This is a genomic window from Tissierella sp. P1, assembly GCF_002266425.1.
Classification (GTDB): Bacteria; Bacillota; Clostridia; order Tissierellales; family Tissierellaceae; genus Tissierella; species Tissierella carlieri.
This window is the reverse complement of sequence record NZ_NPMN01000036.1, coordinates 1-12,576: the sequence shown is the minus strand read 5'-3', so window position 1 is coordinate 12,576 and position 12,576 is coordinate 1. Positions and strand designations below refer to the sequence as shown.

Here is a 12,576-nt window from a genome sequence, read left to right as displayed (position 1 = left end):
AGATATTTATCTCTTAGGTCTTATTATCGATTACTATTCTTTAATTGATTTTAAAGACTCATAATTTGATTTTATGGTATATTCTAAATCTTCCTCTGTATGTTCTATAGATAAAAACATACATTCAAATTGAGCTGGCGGAAGCATTATTCCCCTATTTAGCATTTCTTTAAAATACTTTGCATAAAGTTCAGTATCACATTTTTGAACATCATCATAATTGTTAAATGGCCCTTTTCCAAAGAATAGAGTAAGCATATTTTTAAATCTAACTATGGTAGCATTTATACCTAATTTTTCAATATTTTCGGAAATACCTTTTTCTAATTTTATTGCCATTTTCTCCATATGATCATATATGCTTTTATCTCTTTGTAGAAGCTTTATATTCTTATATCCTATGTGCATAGCAAGGGGATTACCTGAAAGAGTTCCCGCTTGATATACTCCACCTAGAGGAGATACCATTTCCATTATCTCTTTTTTTCCTCCATAGGCTCCTACTGGAAATCCTCCTCCTATTATTTTGCCAAAACAAGCCATATCTGGCTCTATTCCATATACTTCACTAGCTCCACCATAAGCAATTCTAAAACCAGTGATTACTTCATCAAAGATTAAAACAGAATTATATTCTTTTGTTATTTCTCTTAATCCCTTTAAGAACTCTGGTGTAGCTGGAACTAATCCCATATTACCAGCTACTGGTTCCACAATTACAGCAGCTATGTCTGAACCATATTCTTTAAAAGTTTTCTTTATATCATCTAAATCATTATATTTACATACTAAAGTGTTGTTTACAATTTCTTCTAGTACTCCTAAACTCGTAGGAACTCCATAAGTTATAGTTCCTGAGCCAGATTTTACAAGAAGGGAATCGCTATGTCCATGGTAGCATCCTTCAAACTTTATTATTTTATTTTTATTAGTATATCCTCTGGCAACTCTTATGGCACTCATAGTTGCTTCAGTACCTGAGTTAACCATTCTTACCATATTTATAGCCGGATAAGATTCTACCATTAGTTTTGCCATATCTACTTCAATTTTTGTAGGTAAACCAAAACTTAGCCCATCTCTTATTATATCTTCTATTCCTTCCATAAGTTCTTCATTTGAATGTCCTAAGATGGCTGGTCCCCAAGAACCTATATAGTCTATATAAGTATTCCCGTCCTCATCTTGTATTTTACTTTTATAACCCTTAGAGATAAAAACAGGTGATGAATTAACAGATTTAAAGGCTCTAACAGGACTATTTACCCCACCAGGAATATATTTTACACCTTCTTCATATATTTGTTTTGATTTTTCCAAATTCAAATTAATCTCCCCTTTACATTTTATTTAAGAGATTTTGCCACATCCTTAGCAAAGTATGAAATAATAATATCGGCTCCTGCTCTTTTTATTGAAGTCAAGACCTCCATTATTATTTCTTCCCCCATGATTCCATTTTCTATTGCCATTTTTATCATGGAGTATTCTCCACTTACATTATAAGCTGCAATAGGCATATTAAAATTATCCTTAACCCTTCTTATTATATCTAAATAGGAGAGAGCAGGCTTTACCATTACTATATCCGCACCTTCTTCTATATCATACATTACTTCTCTTATGGCTTCATTAGAATTTGCCGGGTCCATTTGATAAGATTTTCTATCTCCCCAAGCAGGTGCAGAATCTGCTGCCTCTCTAAACGGACCATAAAATGACGATGAATACTTAGCACTATATGCCATTATTGGAATCATTTCAAATCCATTTTCATCTAATACCTTCCTTATATATCCAACTCTTCCATCCATCATGTCAGAAGGTGCTACCATATCTGCTCCTGCTTCTGCATGACTAAGAGCGATTTTTCCTAAATAAGATAAAGTCTCATCATTATCTACATCACCCTGCTCAGTTATAATGCCACAATGTCCATGAGATGTATATTCACACATACATACATCTGTAACTATATACATTTCAGGAAAATTTAATTTAATGGCTCGTATTGCTTTTTGAATAATCCCTTGAGTTGCATATCCTTCAGAACCCATATGGTCTTTTTTATCTGGTATTCCAAATAATATTATAGATTTTATACCTAAATCCATAATTTCCTTTATTTCTTCTAAAACCTTATCTACTGAAAAATGATAAACTCCCTTCATAGAGGAAATTTCTCTTTTTATATTTTCTCCTTCTACAATAAATAAAGGATATATAAAATCATATACTGATAACTTAGTTTCCCTTACCATACTCCTAATTGAAGGATTTTTTCTTAATCTTCTAGTTCTATTCATTTTATCTTTTCTCCTTCATAAGTAATTCTAACACTCCATCTACTGTATAGGTTTCAGCTTGTCTATATACTACATAACCTTCATCTTCAATAGTCTTTGTAGTAATTGGCCCAATGGATATTATCTTTCCTTTATCTAAAATTATTTTGCTATCATTTCCAAGTATTTCAACAAAATTTGTAAATGTTGATGAAGATGTAAATAATAAATAGTAAGAATCTAAATCTTCTATTGCATTAATTATCTCATCTTTACTTTCTTTGCTTTTTACAGTATCGTAGATTACTAATTCATCTACTAAGGAAAACTTACCTAATTCTTCTACTAATTCTTGTCTGCCTAATTTTGCTCTTGGAATCAGTACTTTATCTTCTCTAGTTAGTACTTCCTTTAATTTATCTATTAAATCTTCTGCTACAAACTCCTCTGGTATTATATCTACTATTATTCCATATTTTCTAATGGCATTTGCGTTTTAATTCCTACAGCAGCTATTTTAATTCCTGCTAAAGTTCTTATATCTTCTAATTCTAAAAGCTTTTTAAAGAAAATATCTACTCCTGTCACACTGGTAAATACTATATATGAATATTTACTTATATTTTTAATAGCTTCTTCTAACTCTTTGTTTGGAGTTATCTCCTCTAATTTTATAGTAGGAAAAGATATAACATTTCCCCCCAATTTTTCTATTTTTTTTATTGTATCTATTGCATGGGCCTTTTCCCTAGTGACTACTATATTTTCTCCTAATAAGGGCTTCTTTTCATAGAAATTTAATTTTTCTCTTAAACTTACTACATCTCCAATAGCTATTAAACTTGGTGGCTTTATTTTTTCTTTTAAGGCCTTTTCATATATATTAGAAAGATTTCCTTCTAATACTCGTTGCCTAGGAGTGGTCCCCCAATTTATAATGGCTACAGGAGTCTCTTTACTTTTTCCATGTTTTAATAAACTTTCTGTTATTTTTTGTAAGTTTGAAACACCCATCAGAAAAACTAAAGTACCCTTTAATGCGGTCAACGCTTTCCAGTCTAATTCTTCATTTTCATCTTTTAGATGCCCAGTAATTACATGAAAGGATGTAGCTATTCCCCTATGTGTAATGGGTATTCCTGCATAGGCAAGTCCACCAATTGCAGAAGTAACACCTGGCACTACCTCAAAATCTATCCCTCTATCATAAAGGTATTCGGCCTCTTCCCCACCTCGTCCAAATACATAAGGGTCTCCTCCTTTGAGTCTTGCAACTATGTTTCCCTTATTAGCCTCTTGAAATATTATTTCATTTATTTCATCCTGTGTTTTTGTATGATCTTTGGATGCCTTTCCTACATAGATTAGTCTACATCCTTCTTTAATATCTTCTAATAATCTAGGACTAGCCAATCTATCATATACTACTACATCTGCCTCTTTTAAGTATGAAGAGCCTTTTAATGTTATTAAACCTGGATCTCCTGGACCTGCTCCTATTAGATATACTTTCCCTTTCATGCTTTATTCATCTCCTTAACCATGTCTTTGGCTAAAACATATCCTATATCTTCTAATGAATCTAGATTTCCCTCTATAGATCTTCTTATTAAAACTTCTCCATCCATTGTACCTAAAAGTCCTTCTAAGTATATTTTGTCGCCTACGACTTCACAGTATGCTCCTACTGGAATATGGCAACTTCCCCCTACACCTTTCAGAAATGCTCTTTCTACTTTCCCTTGGATTTCTGTTTTTGTATGGGATATACTTTTTAGAATATTATCAAGTCTATTATCATTCTCTCTAATCTCAATAGCTAATATTCCTTGTGTAGGAGATGGTAATACTATATCTTTATCTAAGTGAACTACTCGTTCTCCTAAATTCAAACCTAATCTATTGATTCCTGCTGCTGCTAGTATTACTCCATCTAAATTTTCTTCTTCTATTTTCTTTATTCTAGTTTCTATATTTCCTCTTATTCCAACGATTTCCAAGTCTGGTCTACATTTTAATATTTGATATTTTCTTCTTTTACTACCTGTCCCTATTTTTCCACCAAGAGGTATATCATCAATACTATTTATGCCTTTCCTTAAAACTAATACATCTCTATAATCTTCTCTTTCTGGTGTAAAAGATAATTTTAATCCTTTTGGAAGTTCTCCAGGCATATCCTTCATACTATGTACAGCCATGTCAATAGTACCATCTAATAATTCTCTTTCTATTTCTTTCGTAAATATTTCTTTACCACCTATCTTGTCAATAGGAAGATCTTTGATAATATCCCCCTTTGTTTTTATTATCTTGACCTCACATTCAACATTTGGATGAGCTTTTTTTATAATATCTATGACCATATTTGTTTGCGTTAATGCCAAATTACTTCCCCTAGTGCCAACTATTATTTTCATATTACCAGTTCTCCTTATGTAAATTTAATCTTTTAACTTTATTAACAAATCCTTTAATTCATCTATATCTAAGCTTAAAGCATATTCCATCGTTTCTTTTGTTTTATCTCTATGTTTCTCTAATACCAAATATCTCACTTCCTCTAAAAGATTTAAATATTCTTTGTTAAATTTTTTATACTTTTCTTCCATATCCGTTCTTATTTTCTTACTTAAGTATGGAAAACTTCCCATTGTAGAAATAGAAATTGTTAAATTATCATTGTTTATAATAGAGGGGGTTATAAAATCAGAACTATCTCTATTGTCAACAATATTAGCTAATATACTTAAATCCTTACAATCATTTGAAATTTGCTGGTTTATTTCTTTAGAGGATGTTGCTGCTATTACCAAGAAAGCATCGTGAATATATTTTTTATTATATTTATCATATATAAAATTTAACTTTTCTTTATGCTTTTCTTTTAAGTCTCTAAATTTCTCAATATTATTTGGACTTAAAATCATTACTTTCCCGCCAAATTCTAGAAACTTTGCAGCCTTTCTATAGGCTACTTCTCCTCCACCAACGACTATAATTAATTTATTACTGATATTTATCATTATAGGATAAAACATAGTCCACCTCTATATTTGAAATAATCTTTTCATTATTTCTATATATTCTTCTGAATTTTCCTCATCCGCTTTTTTTAGAATCTTAATAGGTTCTCTTATAAACTTCTTCAAGGCAGACATGATCATCTTATCTATTATCTTTTTCTCTCTTTTATCTAATTCTACTTTTCTATTAATATAATTCATAGTGTCTTCCTTTATAGAAAAGCATCTTTTATTTAAAGATTCTATGACAGGATCAACGTCTAAGGTGGTTATCCAGTTTATGTATTTCCCTACATCTCCATTTATTATTTCTATAGCTTCTTCTGAAAGTTCTTTTCTTCTTAATAGATTTTCTTCTGACATTTTTTGCAAATCATCGTTATGATATAAAATTACATTTTCTTTTTCTCCAATTTTGGGGTCTACATCTCTAGGAAGGGCTAAATCCAATATGTATAATCTATTTGGTAACTTTTTTATATCCCTATGGGTTATAATTGTATGAGGCGCTCCTGTAGCAGTGATTAAAATATCTATATTTTCCAAGATATCATATCTTACATCATATTCTATGGGAGTTAATTTATCAAAATCCTTACATATCTCTTTCACTTTTTCATAGGTTCTATTAGTTACATATATTTGTTCTAGTTCTTCTTCATATAAATATTTAATAGCTAAGGTACCTATTTCTCCCGCTCCAATTATAAGAGCTTTTTTACCATTTAAAGAGCCTATTTCTTTCTTGAGAAGATTTATTCCAATATAGCTAGTAGATAAGGGTATTTCAGATATCTTTAATTTGCTTCTTATTTTTTTCCCCTCAAATATTGCATCCATAAACAATCGATTTAATACCTTTTTGCTAAATCCTAAGTTCATAGAAAATGTCATGGATTCTCTTATCTGTCCTAATATTTGATCTTCTCCTAATACCATTGAGTCAAGTCCTGCAGCTACCATATAAAGATGAACTACAGCATCCCTTCTTTTTTTAACAAAAATATAGTCTTCTGCTTGTGAAAACTTAAAGAATTCTTTATAAAACTCTTTGACCTCATCTATTGATAGATCAATATTATCACTTGCAACATATATCTCACTTCTGTTGCAAGTTGAAACAATGATTATTTCCTTCGTAGATTTATCTAATATCTGATCTGAACTTTCTATCTTCATAGATTCAGAAAAGAAAAACTTTTCCCGTACTTCAATTGGTGAATTATTGTGATTTATTCCAATTACTGCTACTTCCATTTTTGCCCTCCTATATAATGAAAACTCTCGTTAACGTCTATTATAAAACTTCAATATAATAACTAGTCTATACCCTAATGATATTTCATTATTAAATTTTTGACAAGCTTTTATATGGATATAATAGTTCAGTAATTTCAATATCAAACATAGTAAATCTTAATGAATATTCAATAAATACAAAAAGTGAAGTTATTATTCTTCCCAAGCAAGTGACCTTTCTACAGCTTTTTTCCAGCCATAATAGAGTTTATCTCTTTTTTCATTATCCATAACAGGGTAAAATTTTCTTTCTATATTCCATTTATCATTTATTTCCTTTTTATCTTTCCAAAAACCTACCGCAAGTCCTGCTAAATAAGCTGCTCCAAGGGCAGTAGTCTCTGTTATCTCTGGTCTCTCTACTGTTGTAGATAGTATATCAGATTGAAACTGCATAAGAAAATTATTCACTACTGCACCACCATCTACTTTAAGAGATTGAAGTTTAATATTTGAATCCTCTTGCATGGCCTCAAGTACATCCCTTGTTTGATATGCAATTGACTCAAGAGTAGCTCGTATTATATGTTCCGATTTAGTTCCTCTAGTAAGCCCCACTATAGCTCCCCTTGCATACATATCCCAATAAGGTGCCCCTAGACCTACGAAGGCAGGCACTACATATACACCGTTGGAATCTTCAACCTTTGTTGCATAATATTCGGATTCCTCGGCTGTTCTGATAAGTCTTAGTTCATCTCTTAACCATTGTATAGAAGCTCCTGCAACAAATATGCTTCCCTCCAATGCATATTCTATCTTACCATCTACACCCCAAGCAATCGTTGTTAACAAACCGTTTTTTGATGGTACAAAGTTCTCACCTGTATTCATAAGCATAAAGCATCCAGTTCCATAGGTATTTTTTGCCATTCCCGGTTCAAAACAATTCTGTCCAAATAATGCGGCCTGCTGATCACCTGCTATACCCGATATAGGTATCCTAGCACCACCAAAGGTTAGATCATCTGTATATCCATATATTTCAGAAGAGGACCTTACTTCTGGCAACATACTAACAGGTATGTCTAATGCTCTCAATAGTTTTTCATCCCATTTAAACTCCTTAATATTATAAAGCATAGTTCTGGATGCGTTAGAATAATCCGTTATATGTACCTTCCCTCTGGTTAAATTCCATATAAGCCAAGTATCTACGGTACCAAATAATAGTTTACCTTCATTAGCTAATTTTCTTGCTCCTTCTACATTATCTAATATCCATCTAATCTTTGTACCTGAAAAATAAGCATCCAAAACAAGACCTGTATTATTCCTAATATATTCCTCCATTTCCATCTCTCTTAAATCGTTACAGATGTCTGCCGTACGTCTACATTGCCAAACTATTGCATTATAGATTGGCTTACCTGTATTCTTATTCCAAACTATTGTAGTTTCTCTTTGATTTGTAATACCAATGGAAGCTATTTCATCTGGTCTAATACCTGCTCTTTCTAAGGCTTCTCTAGCCACCCCTGATTGGGTACCCCATATCTCCATAGGATCATGCTCTACCCAGCCAGCTTGAGGATAAATCTGATTAAACTCCTTCTGAGCCTTCCCTACAGTTTTTCCATGTCTATCAAAGATAATAACACGAGAACTAGTAGTCCCCTGATCAAAGGCCATAATATATTTTTTATCCATGGACACACCTCTCTTATACTCTTTATTACATTATACCATCATTTAAACATTTTCCTCAAACTAATATAGAGAAGATTTTTCATCTAAATAGATACCCCTTTGGTAATATTATGTAAACCTGCCATCTATTGAGGGTTTATTTACCCCTTGCACTAGTGATATACTTTTAAAAAATTCAATTTATTACAAATTGATTACAATTTATGAAAGGAGGCAAGTTAAGATAGTTAAATTTACTCAAAATTTCAAGGAGGACAAAAATATGTTTACAAAGAAAAGAAAAGTAATTTACTCATTAATAGCCGCCCTAATGCTTAGCTCATCTGCAGCTAATGCTGCAAGCTTTGATCTTGCAAATTTTGATTGTAATTCAATATTAAATAATTACATCAAAGAGTACGGCATCAATTTCAATTATGACTCAAATGAAAATTCAAATACACAACAAGATACAACAGACAGCAGTTGTTCTAAATTCGATTGGACAGCTATTGTTAATAAGTTAGGAAACTGTTTAACAATTCCTACAAAATAAAGAGATATTTTTAAAAGATCAAATTTATAATATTAAACAAATAAAAAAAGTTAAACTTTTTCATAATTTCAAGGAGGACAAAACATGTTTACAAGAAAAAGAAAGGTAGTGTATTCATTAATAGCCGCAACAATACTAAGCTCATCTGCAGCAAGTGCTGCAAGTTTCGATCTTACAAATTTTGATTGTAACTCAATATTAAATAATTATAGCAAAGAATATTCTATAAACTCTAACTATGATTGCAATAAGAATTCAAATACACAACAAAATACAACAGTTAAGGGCTATCCTAATTATAATTGGACAATAATTACTAATAGACCAGGATCTAAACCAGGAAATGTTATAACAATTCCTAATACAAATAAACCTACAAAACCAACTTACCCAACAAAACCTAGTAATCCAGATCCAACTACACCGACTACACCTACCGAACCAACAACACCTACTAATCCTAAACCAACTACACCACCTACAACTGAAACACCATCAGTATCAGGGTTATCGGCAATAGAAGCTGAAGTAGTTAGATTAGTAAATATTGAAAGACAAAAAGAAGGTTTGCAACCTCTTGTAGCAAGTAGTGAACTATCAAATGTAGCTAGGAAAAAATCTGAAGACATGGCATCAAAAAATTATTTTAGCCACACTTCTCCTACTTACGGTTCACCTTTCGATATGATGAAACAATTCGGTATTAAATATAATACTGCAGGAGAAAATATTGCAAAGGGTCAACTTACTGCTCAATCTGTAGTTACTGCATGGATGAATTCATCAGGACATAGAGCAAACATAATGAATCCTAGCTTTAATAAAATAGGTGTTGGACATTATAAATCCTCTAATGGAACAAACTACTGGACTCAAATGTTCACTAATTAATTAGACAGTCAAAATATAATTTTTAATATATAGGATTTTGTGGTATAATAATAGTTAGCCTTCTCAAAAGAGAAGGCTAACTATTTTATTATGTAGGTGAGAAAATGAATAAAGAAAACGAAAGAAGAAAATTATTAGGTGAAGAACCCATTGGAAAATTGCTAGTTAAATTTTCCCTACCTGCCATCACAGGAATGATAGTAAATGCATTATACAACATAGTAGATAGAATCTTTATAGGTAAAGGTGTAGGTGAACTTGCTATTGGAGGCTTATTTATTAGCTCTCCTATTTCTTTGATTATCATGGCTTTTGGCATGTTAATAGGTATAGGTGGCAATACATTAGTATCTATCAAATTAGGTCAGGATCGTAAGGAAGAAGCCGAGAAAGTTACTGGAAATTCATTTGTTCTTTTGATACTAATATCCTTATGTATATCTGTTTTCGGTCTTATTTTTTTAAAACCTTTATTAAATGTCTTTGGTGCTTCTCCTTCAAACTATCAATATGCTTATGATTATATGAAGATAATATTAATCGGAGCACCACTTCAAGCTATTGGTTTTGGAATGAATAACTTTATTCGTGGTGAAGGCAGTCCAACTATTGCTATGAAAACCATGTTAATAGGTGCCATTTCAAATACCATATTAGATCCCATATTTATCTTTTGGTTCAATATGGGTGTAGAAGGTGCCGCTCTTGCAACTATTATTTCTCAAGGTTTATCAGCTATATGGGTTATGAGATATTTCTTTGGCGGAAAGAGTATGTTGAACATTAAAAAGGAATATCTAAAATTAAAACTAGAAATTGCAAAAGATATAGTATTAATAGGCCTCGGACCTTTTAGTATGCAAATAGCTGGCAGTATGGTAACTGTTCTATTAAACAATAGCCTAAAGAATTATGGCGGTGATTTGGCTAATTCAAGTATGGCTGTTATAAATAGCGTAGCTATGATGGTAATGATGCCTGTATTTGGTATCAACCAAGGTTCTCAGCCTATTATTGGATTTAACTATGGAGCTCAAAAATATGATAGGGTAAAAGAAACTCTAAAATATGCTACCATAGCTGCAACTGTAATAACTACAATAGGATTCTTATTAACTCAATTATTTCCTGCTCAATTATATCAACTTTTCATCAGTAAAGAGGGAAATATTACAGAAATATTAAAAATCGGTATTCCAGGAATGAGAATATATCTAGCTATGTTTCCTATAGTAGGCCTTCAAGTTGTAAGCTCCAATTATTTTCAAGCCACAGGCAGACCGAAACATGCTATGTTACTTAGCTTATCAAGACAGGTGTTAGTTCTTATTCCTGCATTGATAATCTTACCAAAAATCTATGGCTTGACAGGAGTTTGGTTAGCTGGACCTATTTCAGATCTTATAGCATCTATAATCACTGCATATTTTGTAATTAAAAGTGTGAAAAACCTTGGTAATGAAAAGAATCCAAAATTTAACAATATAATAGAAGAAAATTAGGACCTAATAAATTTAGGTCCTTTAATTATATCTATAAGATTTTTAGTCATTCTTGCTGTAAATCCCCAAATAATATAATCCTTATAGTGATAAAACATAACAGAGTGTTTTCCACTTCTCCAGTTATAGTCTCTTCCTTTGGGTATTAAATTATAAGGGAATTCATCATTTAATACTGTTTTTAAATCTAAATAATAAATATCCGGCTCATTTTCTAAGAAGAATTCTAAGGGAACTGTGAATATATGATCCACTTCATAAGGATTGGGAACTATATTATCCACAATTAATCCAGAAATGGTGCCTAAAAAGCAATGAATAGTAATATTGGCATAGGAAACTAAATAATCTAATTCTCCAATTATGTTTATATTTTCTTCTTTTATGTTCAATTCTTCAATAGTTTCCCTTATAGCTGCCTCTTTAAAAGTTTCATTATCTTCTACTTCTCCTCCCGGGAAAGATATTTCACCAGGCTGATTATTTAGATTTTTAGATCTTAGCTCATAGATTATTTCTAATCTATTATTGTTTTCGACTATTGGTATAAGTACTGAATAATTTCGTTTTATATCTATGGGTCTAGGAGTTCTATCTGTAATTATTTCTCTTATTTTTTCTATATCCATCCTTTACACCTCTCTAGCTAGTAAAATAAGTAACAAAATTGGTGCCTGACACCAACTTTGTTACTTATTTAAAAAGGAGTCTTATTAGACTCCTTATCTTTAAAGTAAATTTTCCCCTTCTTCCCAGTCTACTGGGCAAAGTCCACCAGTTTTTAGAGCTTTAAGTACTCTTAGCGTTTCATCAACCGATCTTCCTACATTTAAATCATGAACTACTGAATATCTAATGATTCCCTCTGGATCTATAATAAACAGCCCTCTTAAAGCAACACCCTCTTCTTCTATCAATATTCCATAATCACTAGCAACTTTCTTTGTCATATCAGAAGCCATAGGGAAGTTTACTTTACCTAAGCTTGAATTAATCCATGCCTTATGTGAATGCTCACTATCTACAGATACAGCTAATACTTCTGCATCTTCTTTTTTGAAGTCATCGATTCTCTTACTATATCCTGTAATTTCTGTAGGGCATACAAAAGTAAAATCTAATGGGTAAAAGAACATGACTAACCATTTTCCTTTATAGTCTGATAGACGAACTTCTCCAAAGTTACATCCATCTCCATCACAAGTGTTCATTCTAAAATCCGGTGCTTGTTTTCCTACTATTCTATCCATTATATACCTCCATATTTTATCTTTTAGTTTTTGATTTATTTATCAATTATTTTATTTATATCCAATTTTATATAAAATAAACATTAAATTGATAATTATTATCATTTAGACATAAATGGTCTATATTCCAACAAAAAA

At 31.4% G+C, this 12,576-nt stretch carries 11 protein-coding genes and 1 pseudogene; 3 read left to right on the top strand and 9 right to left on the bottom strand.

The features are described 5' to 3' along the window. Positions 1-33 precede the first annotated feature (33 nt). The 7 genes and pseudogenes from hemL to glpK all read right to left on the bottom strand — a co-directional run bounded on the left by hemL (position 34) and on the right by glpK (position 8,260). Positions 34-1,326, bottom strand: a complete 1,293-nt coding sequence (gene hemL / locus CIW83_RS18970; RefSeq protein ID WP_094904037.1) for a glutamate-1-semialdehyde 2,1-aminomutase — start codon at positions 1,324-1,326, stop codon at positions 34-36. Between the two features lie 20 nt (positions 1,327-1,346). After that, a complete protein-coding gene (gene hemB, locus CIW83_RS18965; protein ID WP_094904036.1) occupies positions 1,347-2,306 on the bottom strand; it encodes a porphobilinogen synthase in 960 nt (319 codons plus the stop codon). Between the two features lies 1 nt (position 2,307). Next, positions 2,308-3,806 (bottom strand): annotated as a pseudogene (gene cobA / locus CIW83_RS18960) (uroporphyrinogen-III C-methyltransferase). Then, positions 3,803-4,705, bottom strand: coding sequence for a hydroxymethylbilane synthase (hemC, locus tag CIW83_RS18955; RefSeq protein ID WP_094904035.1), 903 nt, complete (start codon positions 4,703-4,705; stop codon positions 3,803-3,805). The pseudogene cobA and the gene hemC overlap by 4 nt, the downstream one beginning before the upstream one ends. 24 nt (positions 4,706-4,729) lie before the next feature. After that, on the bottom strand, positions 4,730-5,326 hold the full coding sequence (locus CIW83_RS18950) for a bifunctional precorrin-2 dehydrogenase/sirohydrochlorin ferrochelatase (RefSeq protein WP_094904034.1): 597 nt from the start codon (positions 5,324-5,326) through the stop codon (positions 4,730-4,732). 9 nt (positions 5,327-5,335) lie between these two features. Next, on the bottom strand, positions 5,336-6,568 hold the full coding sequence (gene hemA / locus CIW83_RS18945; protein ID WP_094904033.1) for a glutamyl-tRNA reductase: 1,233 nt from the start codon (positions 6,566-6,568) through the stop codon (positions 5,336-5,338). Positions 6,569-6,763: 195 nt separating this feature from the next. After that, positions 6,764-8,260 (bottom strand): glycerol kinase GlpK, encoded by a 1,497-nt coding sequence (gene glpK / locus CIW83_RS18940; RefSeq protein ID WP_094904032.1) that lies wholly within the window; start codon positions 8,258-8,260, stop codon positions 6,764-6,766. Between the two features lie 262 nt (positions 8,261-8,522). On the opposite strand from glpK, the gene CIW83_RS18935 reads away from it, so the two are divergent. From CIW83_RS18935 to CIW83_RS18925, 3 genes are all read left to right on the top strand, one after another. Then, complete coding sequence (locus CIW83_RS18935; protein WP_094904031.1) at positions 8,523-8,795, top strand: hypothetical protein; 273 nt, start codon at positions 8,523-8,525, stop codon at positions 8,793-8,795. Positions 8,796-8,879: 84 nt separating this feature from the next. After that, complete coding sequence (locus CIW83_RS18930; protein WP_094904030.1) at positions 8,880-9,686, top strand: CAP domain-containing protein; 807 nt, start codon at positions 8,880-8,882, stop codon at positions 9,684-9,686. A 104-nt stretch (positions 9,687-9,790) separates the two neighbouring features. Then, complete coding sequence (locus tag CIW83_RS18925) at positions 9,791-11,188, top strand: MATE family efflux transporter (RefSeq protein WP_094904029.1); 1,398 nt, start codon at positions 9,791-9,793, stop codon at positions 11,186-11,188. Here the strand turns inward: CIW83_RS18925 and CIW83_RS18920 are convergent. Continuing rightward, positions 11,185-11,817 (bottom strand): CoA pyrophosphatase, encoded by a 633-nt coding sequence (locus tag CIW83_RS18920; RefSeq protein WP_094904028.1) that lies wholly within the window; start codon positions 11,815-11,817, stop codon positions 11,185-11,187. The two genes, CIW83_RS18925 and CIW83_RS18920, sit on opposite strands and share 4 nt — an antisense overlap. 99 nt (positions 11,818-11,916) lie before the next feature. Further along, positions 11,917-12,438, bottom strand: coding sequence for a peroxiredoxin (locus CIW83_RS18915; protein ID WP_094904027.1), 522 nt, complete (start codon positions 12,436-12,438; stop codon positions 11,917-11,919). Positions 12,439-12,576 lie beyond the last annotated feature (138 nt).

Coding starts and splice junctions, on each gene's coding strand:
- hemA (WP_094904033.1), bottom strand. CDS start 6,568: ATGGAAGTAGCAGTAATTGGAATAAATCACAATAATTCACCAATTGAA.
- CIW83_RS18925 (WP_094904029.1), top strand. CDS start 9,791: ATGAATAAAGAAAACGAAAGAAGAAAATTATTAGGTGAAGAACCCATT.
- hemC (WP_094904035.1), bottom strand. CDS start 4,705: ATGAAAATAATAGTTGGCACTAGGGGAAGTAATTTGGCATTAACGCAA.
- CIW83_RS18950 (WP_094904034.1), bottom strand. CDS start 5,326: ATGTTTTATCCTATAATGATAAATATCAGTAATAAATTAATTATAGTC.
- CIW83_RS18935 (WP_094904031.1), top strand. CDS start 8,523: ATGTTTACAAAGAAAAGAAAAGTAATTTACTCATTAATAGCCGCCCTA.
- CIW83_RS18930 (WP_094904030.1), top strand. CDS start 8,880: ATGTTTACAAGAAAAAGAAAGGTAGTGTATTCATTAATAGCCGCAACA.
- CIW83_RS18920 (WP_094904028.1), bottom strand. CDS start 11,817: ATGGATATAGAAAAAATAAGAGAAATAATTACAGATAGAACTCCTAGA.
- glpK (WP_094904032.1), bottom strand. CDS start 8,260: ATGGATAAAAAATATATTATGGCCTTTGATCAGGGGACTACTAGTTCT.
- CIW83_RS18915 (WP_094904027.1), bottom strand. CDS start 12,438: ATGGATAGAATAGTAGGAAAACAAGCACCGGATTTTAGAATGAACACT.
- hemB (WP_094904036.1), bottom strand. CDS start 2,306: ATGAATAGAACTAGAAGATTAAGAAAAAATCCTTCAATTAGGAGTATG.